Source organism: Paenirhodobacter sp. (assembly GCF_047600745.1).
Taxonomy (GTDB): domain Bacteria; phylum Pseudomonadota; class Alphaproteobacteria; order Rhodobacterales; family Rhodobacteraceae; genus Rhodobacter.
Map to the genome: position 1 here is coordinate 526,366 of NZ_JASGKI010000004.1, position 16,698 is coordinate 543,063.

A 16,698-nucleotide genomic window follows, 5' to 3' on the forward strand; every position below is an offset into this window, starting at 1 on the left:
CCTGCGGTCTGCTGAACCAAGGCCCCCATTCTACGCCGCATCGGACGGGAGGCCGCGGAACCGGTAACGCGGCGGATATGACGATGGAAATTTCGTTTCTTCTGAACGGAGAAACCCGCACCGCGCGGATCGACCGCCCGACGGTGAGCGTGCTCGACTGGCTGCGCGCGGAGGGCCTGACCGGCACCAAGGAGGGCTGCAACGAAGGCGACTGCGGCGCCTGCACGGTGATGGTGAGCGATGCGGACGGCACGCGGGCGCTGAACGCCTGTATCCTGATGCTGCCGCAGATCGCGGGCAAGGCGCTGCGCACGGTCGAGGGGATCGCCGCGCCGGATGGCCACCTGCATCCGGTTCAGCGCGCGATGGTGGCGCATCACGGCTCGCAATGCGGGTTCTGCACGCCGGGTTTCGTGGTCTCGATGGCGACGGCGCATCTGAACGGGCGGACGGATGACGATGACGTTCTGGCCGGGAACCTGTGCCGCTGCACGGGCTACGCGCCGATCATCCGGGCCTGCGCTGCGGCGCGGGCGGAGCCGGCACCTGATTGGGTCGACGACAGGGGCCGTGCCCTGCCGGAAGCGACCCGGGGCACCGAGACGGCCTTCCGCCCGCGGAATTCGGATGAACTGGCGGCGTGGTATCTGACGCATCCCTCGGCCACGCTGATCGCCGGGGCGACGGATGTCGCGCTTTGGGTGACGAAGCAGTTGCGCGACCTTCCGGAGGTAGCATTTCTGAATGGTTGCAGTGATATGCAGACCATTGTTGATGCACCGGATGAGGTGTGCATGGGTGCCGGGGTAACCATCGCCGCGCTGCGCAAATGGGCGCAGGGGCCGCATCCCGCGCTGGCGGCGATGCTGCGGCGGTTCGCTTCGGAGCAGGTGCGGCAGTCGGCGACGATCGGCGGCAATATCGCCAATGGCTCGCCCATCGGCGACGGGCCGCCCGCGCTGATCGCGATGGGCGCGCGGCTCGTGCTGCGCCGGGGCGATGTGCGGCGGGTGATGCCGCTGGAGGATTTCTTCATAGACTATCGCAAGCAAGACCGGCAACCATCTGAATTCGTTGAATCCATCCTCTTGCCGAAATCCGCGCCGGGGCTGGCGTGCTACAAACTGTCGAAGCGGTTCGATCAGGATATTTCCGCCGTCTGCGGCTGCTTCAACCTGACGGTCGAGGGGGACACGATCACCGCCGCCCGCGTGGCCTTCGGCGGCATGGCGGGCACGCCGAAACGCGCCAGCGCCTTTGAGGCCGCGATCACCGGCATTCCCTTCACCGAAGCCGCCATCGCCGCCGCGCTTCCCGCCATGACACAGGATTTCGCGCCGATGAGCGACATGCGCGCCTCCGCCGCCTACCGGATGCAGACCGCGCAGGCGATGGCGCTGCGCTATATCCGGGAACGGCGGGGCGAAGCGGTCTCGGTGCTGGAGGTCTCGGCATGAACGCACGCTCGCAACCCCATGATTCTGCGGAACTTCATGTCACCGGTCATGCGCGTTACGTCGATGATACGCCGGTTCCGGCGGGCACGCTGCATCTGGCCTTTGGCCTCTCGACCGAGGCGAGCGCGACGATCGATGCCATCGACCTCGACCCGGTGCGGCAGTCGCCCGGTGTGGTGCGGGTGCTGACGGCGCAGGATCTGCCGTTCGACAATGACGCCTCGCCCGCGCCGCTGCCCGAACCTGTTCTGGCCGAGGGCGAGGTGCATTTCGTCGGCCAGCCGATCTTCCTCGTGATCGCCACCTCGCATCGCGCGGCCAGGATCGCGGCACGCAAGGCGCGGATCACCTACACCCCGCGCCCCGCACTGCTGACCATCGAAGCGGCCTATGCGGCGGGCAGCCGGTTCGAGGGCGGCCCGGTCGTCTGGTCGCGCGACGATGCCGGTGCGGCGCTGTCGCAGGCCAGCCATATCGCCGAGGGCACTTTTGAGATGGGCGGTCAGGAACATTTCTACCTGGAGGGTCAGGCCGCTATCGCCCATCCGCTGGATCAGGGCGTGCTGATCCAATGTTCCTCGCAGCACCCGACGGAAATTCAGCACAAGGTCGCCCATGCCATCGGCGTCCATATGAACGACGTCCGGGTGGAGATGCGCCGGATGGGTGGCGGTTTCGGCGGCAAGGAATCGCAGGGCAATCACCTCGCCATCGCCTGCGCCGTGGCGGCGCGGCTGACCGGGCGGACGTGCAAGATGCGCTACGACCGCGACGATGACATGGTGATCACCGGCAAGCGGCACGATTTCACCATCCGCTATCGGATCGGGGCGGATGCCGAGGGCAAGATCTTGGGCGCGGAGTTCGTGCATCTCGCCCGCTGCGGCTGGTCCCCGGACCTCAGCCTGCCGGTCTGCGACCGGGCGATGCTGCATGCCGACAGTTCCTATTACATCCCGGCAATCCGGATCGAGAGCCACCGGCTGCGCACCAACACACAGTCGAACACCGCCTATCGCGGCTTTGGCGGACCACAGGGCATGCTGGGCTGCGAGGCGGCGGTGGAGCATCTGGCCCATGTCATGGGGCTGGAGCCGAGCGAATTGCGGCAACGCAACTATTATCCCGCGCAGGCGCCCTTCCTCAGCACGCATTACGGACAGGAGGTCGAGGATTTCGTGCTGGATCGGTTGGTACCGCGACTGATGGACAGCAGCGACTACCATACGCGCAAGGCCGCGATCGCGGAGTGGAACGCCGCGAACCGGACGCTGAAACGCGGCATCGCGATGAGCCCGGTGAAATTCGGGATCTCCTTCACGCTGACCCACCTGAACCAGGCGGGCGCGCTGGTGCATGTCTATTCCGACGGGTCGATCCTGCTCAACCATGGCGGGACGGAGATGGGTCAGGGCCTGCATCAGAAATGCCGTCAGGTCGCGGCGCGGGTCTTCGGCGTGGATCTGGACCATGTGCGGATCACCGCAACGGATACGTCGAAGGTGCCGAATACCTCGGCCACGGCGGCCTCTTCGGGGGCGGATATGAACGGCATGGCGGTGAAGGCCGCCTGCGAGACGATCAAGGCCCGGCTGACCGAATTTCTGGGCGGCGAGGCGGTCTTCGCGGATGGCCGGGTCCGGGCGGGCGAACGGGATTACGGTTTCGAGGAGGTCGCGGCGCTGGCCTATGCCGCGCGGATCAGCCTGTCCTCCACCGGCTTCTATGCCACGCCGAAGATCAGTTGGGACCGGGTGCAGGGGCGCGGACGGCCGTTCTTCTACTTCGCCTATGGCGCGGCGGTGACCGAGGTGGTGATCGACACGCTCACCGGCGAGAACCGGATCCTGCGCGCCGACATCCTGCACGACGCGGGCGACAGCCTGAACCCCGCGCTCGATATCGGGCAGGTCGAAGGCGCCTATGTGCAGGGCGCGGGCTGGCTGACGACGGAGGAACTGGTCTGGGACGGCAAGGGGCGGCTGATGACCCATGCGCCATCGACCTACAAGATCCCGGCCTGCTCCGACCGGCCCCGGGTGTTCAACGTCGCGCTGTGGGACGAGCCGAACCGGGAGGAGTTGATCTATCGGTCGAAGGCGGTGGGGGAGCCGCCGTTCATGCTGGGAATTTCGGCCTTTCTGGCGTTGCAGGATGCCTGCGCGGCCTGCGGCCCGAACTGGCCCGCGCTACGCGCCCCGGCCACGGCGGAGGCCGTTCTGGCCGCCTGTGCACATGCGAGGGGGGCATGAGTATCGACCCGGAGATGCTGGCGCGGGCGGGCGCGCGTGGCCCCTTCGTGCGGGTTCTGGTGGCCGAGGTGAAGGGCTCCGCCCCGCGCGAACCGGGCGCGGCGATGCTGGTCTGGCCCGACCGGACCGAGGGCACGATCGGCGGCGGGCGGCTGGAATACGAGGCAATCGCGCGGGCGCGGGCGACCCGGACGCTGCGGCTGGAACGGATCGCGCTCGGCCCGGCGATGGGGCAATGCTGCGGCGGATCGGTGGTGCTGGCCTATGAGCCGATGACCGGCGCGCCCGTGGCGGAGGGCTGGCACGCGCGCGGGCCTGGGCCGATGCCGCTGTCCGTGCGCCGGGCGCTGGCACGCGCGCGGGACCGGGGCGAGGCGCCCGCCCTGCTGATCGACGGCTGGCTGATCGAAGCGGTGGCACCGCCGCCGGATGAGCTGTGGATCTGGGGCGCGGGGCATGTCGGGCGGGCGCTGGTCAACGTACTGGCGCCGCTGCCGGGGGTGCGGATCCGCTGGGCGGATACCGGGCCGGAGCGCTTCCCGGAAATGGTGCCGGAGGGGGTGACGCCGCTGATCGCCGAAAACCCCGCCGATCTGGTCACGCTGGCGCCGCTGGGGGCGCGGCACCTGATCCTGACCTATTCCCATGCGCTGGATCTGGAGCTGTGCCACCGGCTGCTGAGCCATGGTTTTGCGGGCTGCGGGCTGATCGGCTCGGCCACGAAATGGGCGCGGTTCCGGGGGCGGCTGCGGACCCTGGGGCATAGCGACGCCCGGATTTCGGGCATCACCTGCCCAATCGGTGATCCATCGCTTGGAAAAGCGCCACAGGCGATTGCGATTTCCGTCGCCGCCGGGCTATTGAAAGACTTGTGCGCAAGCGGAGCCGGAACGGCCAGAGCCAAAGAGGGACGCACCGCGTGACGGGGACACTATTGAAGATCGAGGGCCTGACCAAGGCCTATCCGGGCGTGGTCGCCAATGACCATGTGGGCTTTTCCGTCGCGCCGGGCGAGGTTCACGCCCTGCTGGGCGAAAACGGCGCGGGCAAATCGACGCTGGTCAAGATGATCTACGGGCTGGTCAAGCCCGACAGCGGCACGATGGAATTCCGGGGCCGGCCCTACGCGCCGCCCGAACCGCGCGCGGCGCGGGCCACGGGCGTGGCGATGGTGTTCCAGCATTTTTCGCTGTTCGAGGCGCTGAATGTCGCGGAGAACGTCGCCCTCGGCATGGAGAAGCCGCCGAAGATGGGCGATCTTTCGACCCGGATCCGCGAGATTTCAAGGGCCTACGGGCTGCCCCTGGACCCGGCGCGGCTGGTCGGTGACCTGTCGGCGGGCGAGCGGCAGCGGGTGGAGATCGTGCGCTGCCTGCTTCAGGATCCGAAGCTCCTGATCATGGACGAGCCGACCTCGGTTCTGACGCCGCAGGAGGTGGAGATCCTGTTCCGCACCCTGCGCAAACTCTCCGCCGAAGGCACCGCGATCCTTTACATCAGCCATAAGCTCGAAGAAATCCGGTCACTGTGCGACGGCGCGACGATCCTGCGCGGCGGCAAGGTGGTGGGCAACTGCATCCCGCGCGAAAAGACCGCGCGCGAACTGGCGGAAATGATGGTGGGCGGCGAGTTCGCGGTGACCGATCGGGCCGGGCGCAGCCTTGGCGCGCCGGTGCTGGAGGTGAAGGGGCTGAACCTGCCGCCGATGTCGCAATTCGGCCCGGCGCTGAAGGATGTGACCCTGACGCTGCATGCGGGCGAGGTGCTGGGCATCGGCGGCGTCGCGGGCAACGGGCAGGAGGAACTGCTGGCGACGCTGGCGGGCGAACGGCCCTCGGCCCCCGGAACGGTGGTGATGAAGGGCGCGGACATCTCCGCCCTCGGCCCCAATCCGCGCCGCGCGCGCGGCATCCTCTCGGCGCCCGAGGAGCGGCTGGGCCATGCCGCCGTTCCGGCGATGAGCCTGACCGAGAACACACTCGTCACAGGAACGATCCGCAAACCATTGACCAGGAACGGATTCCTCAACATGAACGAAGCCCGCAGCTTCGCCGAGGAGATCATTCAGGAATTCGACGTGCGCACCCCCGGCCCCTGGGTCGCGGCGCGGGCGCTTCTCGGGCGGGAACCTGCAAAAATACGTCATCGGCCGCGAGGTGCTGCAAAACCCCGAGGTGCTGATCGTCAACCAGCCGACCTGGGGGGTGGATGCGGCGGCGGCGGCCTCGATCCGGCAGGCGATCCTCAATCTGGCCGGGAAAGGCGCCGCGGTGATCGTGATTTCGCAAGACCTCGACGAACTGATGGAGGTTGCGGACCATTTCTGCGCCCTGAACGAAGGCCGCCTCAGCCCGCCGCGCCCGACCGAGGGGCTGACGATCGACGAAATCGGCCTGATGCTGGGCGGCGCGCATGGGATGGAGGCGGCGGAATGATCACCCTCGTCCGACGCCCGACGCCCTCGAAATTCTGGTCCTGGACCACGCCGCTGATCGCCGTCGTCGCGACGATGATCGCGGGCGGGATCCTGTTCGCCCTGCTGGGCAAGAACCCGATCGAGGCGATCCGCACCATCTTCTGGGATCCGCTCTTCGGCCCCAATGCGGATTATTTCCGGGGCCAGCTGCTGGTGAAGGCGGGGCCCCTGATCCTGATCGCCTGCGGGCTGGCGGTGGGGTTCCGCGCCGGGATCTGGAACATCGGCGCCGAGGGGCAATATATCATGGGGGCGCTCGCCGGGGCGTCGCTCGCGCTCGCCGTCTATCCGGCGGAAAGCGCGTTGCTGTTCCCGGCGATGGTGGTACTGGGCGCGCTTGGCGGGTTCCTCTGGGCGATGATCCCGGCGGTGCTCAAGGTGCTGTTCGGCACGTCCGAGATCCTCGTTTCGCTGATGCTGGTCTATGTCGCGCAGTTCCTGCTGGCCTATATGGCCTTCGGCCCGCTGAAGAACCCCGAGGGCATGGGCTTTCCCGGCTCGCGCAACCTGCAACAATACCCCTCCGCCTTCAACGCCGACCTGATCGAGGGCTCCGGCGCGCATTGGGGGGTGCTGGCGGCGCTCGGTGCGGTGCTGTTCGTCTATGTGCTGATGCAGCGCCACATCGCGGGCTTCCGCATCCGCGTGGCGGGCGAGGCCCCCCGGGCCGCGCGCTTCGCGGGCGTGGTTCCGGCGCGGCTGGTGATGTTCTGCCTCGGCCTCTCAGGCGCGCTCGCGGGCCTTGCCGGGCTGTTCGAGGTCTCCGGCCCCTCGGGTCAGATCACCGATGGCTTCAACGCTGGCTACGGCTTCACCGCGATCATCGTCGCCTTTCTGGGCCGGTTGCATCCGGTGGGGATCCTGCTTGCCGGGCTGCTGATGGCGCTGACCTATATCGGCGGCGACATGGCGCAGCTCATGCTGTCGCTGCCCTCTGCCGCGATTCAGGTGTTTCAGGGGATGCTGCTGTTTTTCCTGCTGGGGTTCGACCTGCTGACGAATTACCGTATCCGCATCGGAGGCAAGCGCACATGATCGGCGGCATTGATATCGTCACGCTCATCTCGATGCTGATGGTGGCATCGACGCCCGTTCTGCTGGCGGCCTCGGGCGAGCTGGTGGCGGAAAAGGCGGGCGTGCTGAACCTCGGCGTCGAGGGGATGATGATCACCGGCGCCGTCGCGGGCTTTGCCACTGCCGTCGCCACCGGAAGCCCGGTTCTGGGCTTTCTTGGCGGGGCGCTGGCGGGGGCGGCGATGGCCACGCTGTTCGCGGTGCTGACGCAGGTGCTGCTGTCGAACCAGACGGCGACGGGCCTCGCGCTGACGCTCTTCGGCCTCGGCCTCTCGGCGCTGCTGGGCAAACCGTTCGAGGGCATCCGCCCCCCCGCCACCGGCAAGCTGCCATTCGGCCCGCTGGCGGATATCCCCGTCCTGGGCCCGATCCTGTTCTCGCATGACTGGATGGTCTATCTGTCGCTTGCGCTGGTGGCCGCGATCTGGGCCTTCCTGAAATACAGCCGCGCCGGGCTGATCCTCCGCGCCGTGGGCGAAAACCATGACGCGGCCCATGCCCTTGGCTACCGGGTCATCGCGGTGCGCTGCGCGGCACTGGCCTTCGGCGGCGCGCTCGCGGGCCTCGGCGGCGCTTACCTCAGCCTCGTGCGCGTGCCGCAATGGACCGAGGGCATGACGGCGGGCGCGGGCTGGATCGCCCTCGCCATCGTCGTCTTCGCCAGCTGGCGGGCCGAGCGCGTGCTGATCGGCGCCTATCTCTTCGGCGGCATCACCGCGCTGCAACTGCAACTTCAGGCCGCGGGCTATGCGATCCCGGTGCACCTGCTGTCGATGGCGCCCTATGTGCTGACCATCGTCGTCCTCGTCCTTCTGTCCGCCCTTCACCGCAAGGGGGCGCAGGCCGGCCCTGCGGCCCTCGGGCGGTCGTTCCATGCCTCGAACTGAGGCCAACTTCAGGAGTCCCCATGAACCGCAGATCCTTCCTGCAAACCACCGCAGCGACGGCCGTCATTGCCAGCACCGGCATCGCCGCCCGCGCCGCCGAACCGCTGAAGGTGGGCTTCATCTATGTCGGCCCCGTGGGCGACATGGGCTGGTCCTATCAGCATGATCAGTCGCGGCTGGCGGTGCAAAAGGAATTCGGCGACAAGATCGTCACCTCCTTCATCGAAAACGTCCCCGAAGGCCCGGATGCGGAACGCGCCCTGACCCAGCTCGCGCTCCAGGGCAACCAGTTGATCTTCGCGACCTCCTTCGGCTTCATGGATGCCACCGTCAACGTCGCGAAGAAATTCCCGAAGGTGAAGTTCGAGCACGCCACCGGCTACAAACTGGCCGAGAACCTCGCCACCTATGACGCGCGCTTCTATGAAGGCCGCGCGATTCAGGGCACGATCGCCGGGCGGATGACGAAGACCAACAAGATCGGCTATATCGGCTCCTTCCCGATCCCCGAGGTCATCCAGGGCATCAACGCCGCCTATATCCACGCGAAGAAGGTCAACCCGGATGTCGAGATGAAGGTCGTCTGGGCCTACACCTGGTTCGACCCGGCCAAGGAAGCCGATGCGGCCGCCGCGCTGATCTCCGAGGGCTGCGATTTCGTGCTGCAACACACCGACTCCACCGCCCCGCAGGCCAAGGCGCAGGAAAAGGGCAACGTCTACACCTTCGGTCAGGCGTCCGACATGATCTCCTTCGCGCCGAAGCCGCGCGTCTCCTCGACGATCGACAACTGGGAACCCTATTACAAGAAACGGATCCAGGAAGCCCTCGACGGAAGCTGGAAATCCGAATCCACCTGGGGCGGGATCGGCACCGGCATGGTGGGCATCGGCGAAATCACCGACGCCGTTCCCGCGGAAGTCAAAGCCGAAGCCGAGGCGCTGAAGGACAAGATCGCCTCCGGCGCCTATCACCCCTTCACCGGCCCGCTGAACAAACAGGACGGCTCCCCCTGGCTGAAGGACGGCGAAACGCCGCAGGACAGCACCCTCACCGGGATGAATTTCTTCGTCGAGGGGATCAAGGCGGAACTGCCGAAGTAAGGCCCCGGCAGGGGCCGCGCCGCAAGGCGCGGGCCCTGCGCATGAACCGGAGGGCGGCTTGCCGCCCTCACCTTGTGATCACGGGTCAGAACAGCAGCTTGTAGCTGTTCCCCCGGGTATCCGTCGCGGTCCCGGTCCCGGAATTGGTGCCCGAACCCGAGATGAAATTGCCCTGTACCCGGGTGCCGTCCTTGCAGATGGCATAGATCTCGCCGTTGTTGACGCCGCCGACATCCTCGACCGCATTCTTGTAGCGCCCGCCGGTGTCGCGGATCGACAGCGACATCCCCCGCTCCCGAGACGTCACCTTCGGACGCACCGAACTCCACTTGCCGCGGCATTTGGTGTCGTCCGGCTTCGGCAGCCGGAAGGAAATCGTCCCCGAGGCCAGATCAATGTTGTCCGCGCTGATATTGATCACGCTCGCCGGCGCCACATCGGCGATCGGTCCGGCAATCGGATAAAGCTGCATCTCGCCATCCTTTTCGCCACAGGCGGCAAGCGGCAGCAGGGCCAGAACGACAAGGGCGCGGAGTTCCACGGCAATTACCTTTCGATACACCCCAAGGGGCGGCAGAGCATTCTGCCGCTGTCCTGATACAAGCCGGAATCCTTGTCAACGGGCGCCGCAAGGCTCCCGTCAATCTTTCCTCAACCCTGGATTTCTGTGCCCAGATGCTTCGCCACGGCGAAGATGTCCTTGTCGCCGCGCCCCGACAGATTGACCACGATGATATGGTCCTTCGGCAGGTCCGGCGCGATCTTCGTCACATGGGCCAGCGCATGGCTCGGCTCCAGCGCGGGGATGATGCCTTCGGTCCTGCACAGCAGCTGGAACGCCTCCAGCGCCTCGGTATCGGTCACCGACACATATTGCGCCCGGCCGATGTCATGCAGCCAGGCATGTTCCGGCCCGATCCCCGGATAGTCGAGCCCCGCCGAAATCGAATGCCCCTCCAGGATCTGCCCATCGGCATCCTGAAGCAGATAGGTCCGGTTGCCGTGCAGAACGCCGGGCCGCCCGCCGGTAAGGCTCGCGCAATGCTCCATCCGCTCATCCACGCCATGGCCCCCGGCCTCGACGCCGATGATCCGCACCGAAGGATCGTCGAGGAACGGGTGGAACAGCCCCATCGCATTCGACCCGCCGCCGATCGCCGCCACCAGCGTATCGGGCAGCCGCCCCTTGCCTTCCTGCTCTTCCAGCTGCCAGCGGGTTTCCTTGCCGATCACCGCCTGGAAATCGCGCACCATCGCCGGATAGGGATGCGGACCCGCCACCGTGCCGATGCAATAGAAGGTGTCGCGCACATTGGTCACCCAATCGCGCAGCGCGTCGTTCATCGCATCCTTCAGCGTACCGCGCCCCGAGGTCACCGGATGCACCTCAGCCCCCAGCAGGCGCATGCGGAACACGTTCGGCGCCTGCCGCTCCACATCCGTGGCACCCATATAGACCACACATTTCAGCCCGAACCGCGCGCAGACGGTGGCCGTCGCCACGCCATGCTGCCCCGCGCCGGTTTCGGCGATGATCCGCGTCTTGCCCATCCGCCGCGCCAGCAGGATCTGCCCCAGCACGTTGTTGATCTTGTGCGAGCCGGTGTGATTCAGCTCCTCCCGCTTGAGGTAGATCTTCGCCCCGCCCAGATGCTCGGTCAGCCGCGGCGCATAATACAGCGGCGACGGGCGGCCAACGTAGTATTTCCACAGGTAATCCATCTCGGCCCAGAATTCCGGGTCGTGCCGCGCATGTTCATATTGCGCCTCAAGCTCAAGAATCAGCGGCATCAGCGTTTCCGACACGAAACGCCCGCCAAAGATGCCGAAACGCCCGTTCTCGTCGGGGCCGGTGCGGTAGCTGTTGGGAAGATCCTCGGCCATGTCATACCTCGCGCTGTTTCCTGCGGCTTAACGCGAATGCGGCAAAGGGTAAAGCGGCCTCAGCCCCGCGCCGCCGCGATGAAGGCCGCGATCTTCGCCGGATCCTTCTCTCCGGGCGCCGCCTCAACCCCCGAAGACACATCGACCTGCACGGCCCCGGTCAGCCGCACCGCTTCGGCAACATTTTCGGGTGTCAGCCCGCCCGCCAGCATCCAGGGCCGGGCCCAGGTCCGCCCCGCGATCAGCCGCCAGTCGAAGGAAAGGCCGTTGCCGCCCGGCAGCGCCGCGCCCTTCGGCGCCTTGGCATCGACGAGGATCTGATCCGCCACCGCCTCATAGCCGGGCAATGCCGCCAGATCGGCCGCCTCCGACACGCCGACCGCCTTCATCACCGGCAGGCCGAACCGCGCCCGGACCGCCGCCACCCGCTCCGGGCTTTCCTTGCCGTGCAGTTGCAGCATATCGAGCGGCACCGCCTCGACAATCGCCGCGATTTCGTCATCCGTCGCATTGACCAGCAGCGCCACCTTGGCCACGCCGAAGGGCGCCACCAGCACCAGATCCCGCGCCTGCGGCACCGTCACATGACGCGGGCTTTTCGGAAAGAAGACAAAGCCCAGATAACCCGCCCCTGCCTCCGCAGCGGCGCGGACATGTTCGGGCCGGGTCAGACCGCAGATCTTCACCCGCACCCCGCCGGGGCGGCCCCGGTTCACCGCAACCGTCACCATCTCAGCGCGCCGGTTTATCCAGAAGCGCCAGCACCTCATCCTTCGGCTTTTCGTCGGCCTTGGTCTTCAGCCGGTCGACCTCACCCGCCAGATAGGCCGCCTCGCGCTTGGCCTTCACTGCGGTCACCCGATGCTGCCGCTCGCGCGCCCATTCCCAAACGAAGCCGAGCGCCAGCCCGACCACGATTCCCGCGAAGATCAGCAGGAACAGCGGCATCTGCACGCTCCAGCTCAGGCCAAGGAAATCGCCCGCCTCCGGCGGCAGGGCATGCACCACGACCGGCGCCCGATTGGCCACCGCCACCACGACCAGAACCGCCGCGATCAGGGCCAGCAGAAGAAGACGCAAAATCCGCATGGCTTACTCCGCCGCGCCGTTCAGCCGGTCGCGCAGCAGCTTGCCGGTCTTGAAGAAGGGAACGTGCTTCTCGTCCACATCGACGGAATCGCCGGTGCGCGGGTTGCGGCCGGTGCGGGCGTCGCGCTTCTTCACCGAGAAGGCGCCGAAGCCGCGCAGTTCCACCCGGTCGCCCCGGGCCATGGCCTCGATGATTTCCTCGAAGATCGTATTCACGATCTTTTCGACGTCGCGCTGGAAGAGATGCGGATTCTCCTCGGCGATCGTGGCGATGAGTTCGGAGCGGATCATGCGTCATTCCCCCAGGATCTGCCCGGGTGGCGCCCGGTGGTAAGCGATTTGGCCCGACTATACGGAGAAATTTTCCAGGCTCAAACAGCAAACGCTTGGAATGGCAAAGGAAATGGCGAGGTTACGCGCATGTCGTCCCCTGCCGGGGCGGGGAAGGCCCGCCGCATGGGCACGAACACCCGGATTCCGCCGCGCGGGCACGACCCGGAGCCGAATCGGGCGTGTTGCGGTTCCGGAAACGAAAAGACCCCGCCCTTGCGGGCGGGGTCCAAAAAGCGGTGTCGCGAAGATTAATCGCGGCCCTTGAGCGCGGCGCCCAGGATGTCGCCGAGCGAGGCGCCCGAGTCGGACGAGCCGTATTGCTCCACGGCTTCCTTCTCTTCGGCGATCTCGCGCGCCTTGATCGACACGCCCAGCTTGCGGGTCTTCGGATCGACGTTGACGACGCGGACGTCGACATGATCGCCGACCTGGAAGCGCTCGGGGCGCTGGTCGGCGCGGTCGCGGGCCAGATCCGAACGGCGGATGAAGGACTTCATGCCGTTGTAATCGACCTCGATGCCGCCGTCTTCGATCGCCGTCACGTTCACGGTGATGACCGAGCCACGCTTCACGCCGTCAACCGCGTCGGAGAAGGTGTCGGCGTCCAGAGCCTTGATCGAGAGCGAGATGCGCTCCTTCTCGATGTCGACTTCGGTGACCGCCGCGCGGACGACATCGCCCTTGCGGTAGTTCTGGATCGCTTCTTCGCCGCGCTGGTCCCAAGACAGGTCCGACAGGTGAACCATGCCGTCGATGTCGTTGTCGAGGCCGACGAACAGACCGAATTCGGTGATGTTCTTGACTTCGCCTTCGATGACCGAGCCGACCGGATGCGTTTCCGCGAAGACTTCCCACGGGTTGCGCATGCACTGCTTGAGGCCGAGCGACACGCGACGCTTCGCGGTGTCGATCTCAAGAACCATGACGTCCACCTCTTGCGAGGTCGAGACGATCTTGCCGGGGTGCACGTTCTTCTTGGTCCAGGACATTTCCGAAACGTGAACCAGACCTTCGACACCGGCTTCCAGCTCCACGAAGGCGCCGTAATCGGTGATGTTGGTCACGCGGCCCTTGTGGACCGAGCCGATCGGGAACTTCTGCTCGACCGAATCCCACGGATCCGATTGCAGTTGCTTCATGCCGAGGCTGATGCGGTGGGTTTCCTTGTTGATCTTGACGACCTGGACCTTCACGGTCTCGCCGATCGACAGGATTTCCGAAGGATGGTTCACGCGGCGCCACGCCATGTCGGTGACGTGCAGCAGGCCGTCGACACCGCCCAGATCAACGAACGCACCGTATTCGGTGATGTTCTTGACCACGCCGTCGACCACCTGGCCTTCGGTGAGGTTGCCGATGACTTCGGCGCGCTGTTCCGCCCGCGATTCTTCGAGGATCGCACGGCGCGACACCACGATGTTGCCACGGCGGCGGTCCATCTTCAGGATCTGGAACGGCTGCTTCAGACCCATCAGCGGGCCGGCATCGCGCACCGGACGGACATCGACCTGCGAGCCCGGCAGGAACGCCACAGCGCCGCCCAGATCGACGGTGAAGCCGCCCTTGACGCGGCCGAAGATGGCGCCTTCGACGCGCTCTTCGCTGGCATAGGCTTTTTCGAGGCGATCCCAGGCTTCTTCGCGGCGGGCCTTCTCGCGCGAGATGACGGCTTCGCCGCGGGCATTTTCAACGCGGTCGAGATAGACTTCGACTTCATCGCCCACGGAAATGTTCGGCTGCTCGCCGGGATTCGCGAATTCCTTGAGGTCGACGCGGCCTTCCATCTTGTAGCCGACGTCGATGATGGCCTGGCCCGCCTCGATGGCGATGACCTTGCCCTTCACCACCGAACCTTCGTTCGGGGTGTCAATTTCCAGGCTCTCGTTAAGGAGGGCCTCGAATTCTTCCATAGTCGCTTTAGCGCACATGCGGTTCAGTTTCCTTTGCGTGTGTTTCACTGGCCATGCGGTTGGCTCCGCCGGTCTTTGATTGGGAATCCGATGTCACGGATCGCGCCCGTATAGGGGCAAAACCCCAACGGAGCAAGCCTTTCCCGTCAGTCGCACCGCTTCCAGCGCGGCACGCCGCGCGGCCGGGCGGTGGCGCGCGGACGACTGGGCGCGAATTGCGGCACCTGTCCCGTCGGCACCGAGGGCAGCATGATCGGCGCACGCGGCCGTTCGACGAAGGGATGGGCAAAGGGTTTCAGCGCCCCTTCGGGCGTCGAGGGCGGCGGCTGGTCCGGTGGGGGCAGGACGGATTTCGGGCGCCGGACCTCGGGCAGTTGGCGCGCCTGCGGCGGCGGGGCCACCTGCGCCAGCCGGCGCGGGGTGACCTCGGGCGCATCGCGCGCGTCGATCGGTCGGCACAGGCCAAAGGTCCGCACCCCCTCCGCCCCGCCGCGCAGGTCGATCTCATGGCCGATGCGGCGCAAGGCGCCCTGCGCGCCGAAATGCAGCGGCTCGGCGATGCGGATATGCCGGGTTTCCGGGCCGAACAGCGCCTTCTCCCCGCGCCACCCCGTGCCCTGCGCCAGCGCGATCCGATAATCCCCCGGCGGCACCAGAACCCGGAACGCGGCCCCGCCCCGCACATAGGCCGCCAGCACCGCCTCCCCGGTATCGGGGCGGGTGAGGGTCAGGAAATAGTCCCGCCCCGCGTCGCTGCGCACCTGCAATGGCAGTGTCGCGGGCAGGCCCGAACGGTTCCACATCAGCCCCTGCGGACGGGTCTGCGCCACGGCGGCGGTGGCCAGCAGGATCAACAGGGCCGCGATGCGCAGCATGGCCTAGCCGATCCGCCGCGCGACAGGCTCGGCAGCCCGGGCGATCGCCTCGGCGATCTCCAGCCCGGAAGTGTCGATGATGATCGCATCCGCCGCCGGACGCAGCGGCGCAGCGGCGCGGTTCATGTCGCGTTCGTCCCGCTCGCGCACCTCGGCCAGAACCTGCGCCGCGTCCCCGCCGACCTCCAGCCAGCGGCGATGCGCCCGCACCTCGGGCGAGGCCGTGACGAAGAGCTTCACCTCGGCCTCGGGGCAAATCACCGTGCCGATATCGCGCCCGTCCAGCACAGCCCCCCCCTCGCGGCGCGCGAAACGGCGCTGGAATTCGACCAGCGCCCGGCGCACCTCGGGCAGAACCGCCACCCGGGACGCGGCCTGACCGGCCGCCAGGCTGCGCAGATCGTCCCGCGCCAGATCCGCCGCCGTCAGCCCCTCCGCCGCCGCAACGGGATCCATTCCTTCCGCCGCCTTCGCCCCGACCGCGCGATATAGTAAACCCGTATCCAGATGAGCGAGCCCAAATCGCGCCGCAAGTGCCCGACTTATAGTTCCTTTTCCTGCCGCAGCAGGTCCGTCAACCGTAATTGTAAAAATCATGGTAACACCTCTTTCACCGCCGAGCGGAACCCTGTATATGTCTCCCTCAAGTTGTGAAATCGGTAAGGGTTTACCGGAGGTAAATAGTATGTGTTTCGGAGATAAGCAAATGAAGTCCCTGGTCGCAGCCATTCTCGCTCTTGGTCTGGTCGGTGGGGCAGCGCAAGCCGCCACGGTATTTGCGGATGATTTCGAGGTCATCGGCAAAGGTCAGAAGAAGAATTTCAATAATTTCCCCAATTTCACCGTTTCGGACGGCTCCGTCGACTATATCCGGACCGGCACCTATCAACTGTCCTGCGCCGGCGGCACGGGCGGCTGCGTGGATCTGGACGGCTCGACCGGCAAGGCCGGCGTGATGACGTCGAGCCTCTTCGCCATCGAGGCCGGGTCGAGCTATACTATCAGCTTCGACCTGTCCGGCAATGGACGCGGTCAGAAACGCGAAGGCGCGCGGGGGGTCGATGCCGTCTCCTTCGGCATCACCGGCGGGCTGTTCTCGGGTTCGATCGGCGACATCGCCTGGGATCAGGGTTTCAATACCTACAGCTACACCTTCGAGGCCGCGACGAGCGGGATGTTCGCCTTCTATATCGGTGCGGCCGGCGGCGACTACTACGCTCCGCTGCTGGACAACGTTCTGATCACCTCCGCGGCTCCCGCCGATGTGCCCGCGGTTCCGCTCCCCGCCACGCTGCCGCTGCTGGCCGGAGCGATCGGGGCCGCCGCACTGTGGCGCCGCAAGCGGGCCTGAGATCCGA

General features: G+C 66.6%; 15 protein-coding genes and 1 pseudogene. 8 read left to right on the plus strand and 8 right to left on the minus strand.

Annotated elements, in window-relative coordinates:
- The first annotated feature begins 83 nt into the window (after nt 1–83).
- From xdhA to QM789_RS11270, 7 genes and pseudogenes are all read left to right on the plus strand, one after another.
- Complete coding sequence (xdhA, locus tag QM789_RS11240; RefSeq protein WP_420351988.1) at nt 84–1,457, plus strand: xanthine dehydrogenase small subunit; 1,374 nt, start codon at nt 84–86, stop codon at nt 1,455–1,457.
- On the plus strand, nt 1,454–3,709 hold the full coding sequence (xdhB, locus tag QM789_RS11245; protein ID WP_420351989.1) for a xanthine dehydrogenase molybdopterin binding subunit: 2,256 nt from the start codon (nt 1,454–1,456) through the stop codon (nt 3,707–3,709). Before xdhA ends, xdhB begins: the two co-directional genes overlap by 4 nt.
- On the plus strand, nt 3,706–4,632 hold the full coding sequence (xdhC, locus tag QM789_RS11250; protein WP_420351990.1) for a xanthine dehydrogenase accessory protein XdhC: 927 nt from the start codon (nt 3,706–3,708) through the stop codon (nt 4,630–4,632). Before xdhB ends, xdhC begins: the two co-directional genes overlap by 4 nt.
- Nucleotides 4,629–6,144: pseudogene (locus tag QM789_RS11255) on the plus strand (ABC transporter ATP-binding protein). Before xdhC ends, QM789_RS11255 begins: the two are co-directional and overlap by 4 nt.
- Nucleotides 6,141–7,220 carry an ABC transporter permease gene (locus QM789_RS11260; RefSeq protein WP_420351991.1) on the plus strand — a complete coding sequence of 360 codons (1,080 nt, stop codon included), beginning with the start codon at nt 6,141–6,143 and terminating at the stop codon, nt 7,218–7,220. Before QM789_RS11255 ends, QM789_RS11260 begins: the two are co-directional and overlap by 4 nt.
- Nucleotides 7,217–8,146, plus strand: a complete 930-nt coding sequence (locus QM789_RS11265; RefSeq protein WP_420351992.1) for an ABC transporter permease — start codon at nt 7,217–7,219, stop codon at nt 8,144–8,146. The genes QM789_RS11260 and QM789_RS11265 overlap by 4 nt, the downstream gene beginning before the upstream one ends.
- Before the next feature lie 20 nt (nt 8,147–8,166).
- On the plus strand, nt 8,167–9,249 hold the full coding sequence (locus QM789_RS11270; RefSeq protein ID WP_420351993.1) for a BMP family ABC transporter substrate-binding protein: 1,083 nt from the start codon (nt 8,167–8,169) through the stop codon (nt 9,247–9,249).
- Between the two features lie 85 nt (nt 9,250–9,334).
- Here the strand turns inward: QM789_RS11270 and QM789_RS11275 are convergent, their stop codons facing one another.
- The 8 genes from QM789_RS11275 to QM789_RS11310 form a co-directional block, all read right to left on the minus strand.
- On the minus strand, nt 9,335–9,790 hold the full coding sequence (locus tag QM789_RS11275; RefSeq protein ID WP_420351994.1) for a hypothetical protein: 456 nt from the start codon (nt 9,788–9,790) through the stop codon (nt 9,335–9,337).
- A 110-nt stretch (nt 9,791–9,900) separates the two neighbouring features.
- On the minus strand, nt 9,901–11,133 hold the full coding sequence (trpB, locus tag QM789_RS11280) for a tryptophan synthase subunit beta (RefSeq protein ID WP_420351995.1): 1,233 nt from the start codon (nt 11,131–11,133) through the stop codon (nt 9,901–9,903).
- 59 nt (nt 11,134–11,192) lie between these two features.
- The gene (locus QM789_RS11285) at nt 11,193–11,864 is read right to left on the minus strand and encodes a phosphoribosylanthranilate isomerase (RefSeq protein WP_420351996.1); all 672 of its coding nucleotides are present in this window, start codon (nt 11,862–11,864) and stop codon (nt 11,193–11,195) included.
- A gap of 1 nt (nt 11,865) precedes the next feature.
- Entirely contained in the window at nt 11,866–12,222 is a 357-nt protein-coding gene (locus QM789_RS11290) for a LapA family protein (protein WP_420351997.1), read from the minus strand.
- Between the two features lie 3 nt (nt 12,223–12,225).
- Nucleotides 12,226–12,513: an integration host factor subunit beta gene (gene ihfB, locus QM789_RS11295; RefSeq protein ID WP_420351998.1), complete on the minus strand. Its 288-nt coding sequence runs from the start codon at nt 12,511–12,513 to the stop codon at nt 12,226–12,228.
- Nucleotides 12,514–12,803: 290 nt separating this feature from the next.
- Nucleotides 12,804–14,483 carry a 30S ribosomal protein S1 gene (gene rpsA, locus QM789_RS11300; protein WP_420353296.1) on the minus strand — a complete coding sequence of 560 codons (1,680 nt, stop codon included), beginning with the start codon at nt 14,481–14,483 and terminating at the stop codon, nt 12,804–12,806.
- Nucleotides 14,484–14,611: 128 nt separating this feature from the next.
- On the minus strand, nt 14,612–15,340 hold the full coding sequence (locus QM789_RS11305) for a hypothetical protein (RefSeq protein WP_420351999.1): 729 nt from the start codon (nt 15,338–15,340) through the stop codon (nt 14,612–14,614).
- Between the two features lie 3 nt (nt 15,341–15,343).
- Nucleotides 15,344–15,937 carry a (d)CMP kinase gene (locus QM789_RS11310; RefSeq protein WP_420352000.1) on the minus strand — a complete coding sequence of 198 codons (594 nt, stop codon included), beginning with the start codon at nt 15,935–15,937 and terminating at the stop codon, nt 15,344–15,346.
- 109 nt (nt 15,938–16,046) lie between these two features.
- On the opposite strand from QM789_RS11310, the gene QM789_RS11315 reads away from it, so the two are divergent.
- The gene (locus QM789_RS11315; protein ID WP_420352001.1) at nt 16,047–16,691 is read left to right on the plus strand and encodes a hypothetical protein; all 645 of its coding nucleotides are present in this window, start codon (nt 16,047–16,049) and stop codon (nt 16,689–16,691) included.
- The last annotated feature ends 7 nt before the right edge of the window (nt 16,692–16,698 follow it).

Bases quoted from the DNA above. Each gene is read 5' to 3' on its own strand.
- xdhA (WP_420351988.1), top strand. From the start codon at position 84: ATGGAAATTTCGTTTCTTCTGAACGGAGAAACCCGCACCGCGCGGATC.
- QM789_RS11305 (WP_420351999.1), bottom strand. From the start codon at position 15,340: ATGCTGCGCATCGCGGCCCTGTTGATCCTGCTGGCCACCGCCGCCGTG.
- ihfB (WP_420351998.1), bottom strand. From the start codon at position 12,513: ATGATCCGCTCCGAACTCATCGCCACGATCGCCGAGGAGAATCCGCAT.
- QM789_RS11310 (WP_420352000.1), bottom strand. From the start codon at position 15,937: ATGATTTTTACAATTACGGTTGACGGACCTGCTGCGGCAGGAAAAGGA.
- QM789_RS11260 (WP_420351991.1), top strand. From the start codon at position 6,141: ATGATCACCCTCGTCCGACGCCCGACGCCCTCGAAATTCTGGTCCTGG.
- QM789_RS11270 (WP_420351993.1), top strand. From the start codon at position 8,167: ATGAACCGCAGATCCTTCCTGCAAACCACCGCAGCGACGGCCGTCATT.
- QM789_RS11315 (WP_420352001.1), top strand. From the start codon at position 16,047: ATGAAGTCCCTGGTCGCAGCCATTCTCGCTCTTGGTCTGGTCGGTGGG.
- QM789_RS11290 (WP_420351997.1), bottom strand. From the start codon at position 12,222: ATGCGGATTTTGCGTCTTCTTCTGCTGGCCCTGATCGCGGCGGTTCTG.
- QM789_RS11285 (WP_420351996.1), bottom strand. From the start codon at position 11,864: ATGGTGACGGTTGCGGTGAACCGGGGCCGCCCCGGCGGGGTGCGGGTG.
- QM789_RS11265 (WP_420351992.1), top strand. From the start codon at position 7,217: ATGATCGGCGGCATTGATATCGTCACGCTCATCTCGATGCTGATGGTG.
- trpB (WP_420351995.1), bottom strand. From the start codon at position 11,133: ATGGCCGAGGATCTTCCCAACAGCTACCGCACCGGCCCCGACGAGAAC.
- rpsA (WP_420353296.1), bottom strand. From the start codon at position 14,483: ATGTGCGCTAAAGCGACTATGGAAGAATTCGAGGCCCTCCTTAACGAG.
- xdhB (WP_420351989.1), top strand. From the start codon at position 1,454: ATGAACGCACGCTCGCAACCCCATGATTCTGCGGAACTTCATGTCACC.
- xdhC (WP_420351990.1), top strand. From the start codon at position 3,706: ATGAGTATCGACCCGGAGATGCTGGCGCGGGCGGGCGCGCGTGGCCCC.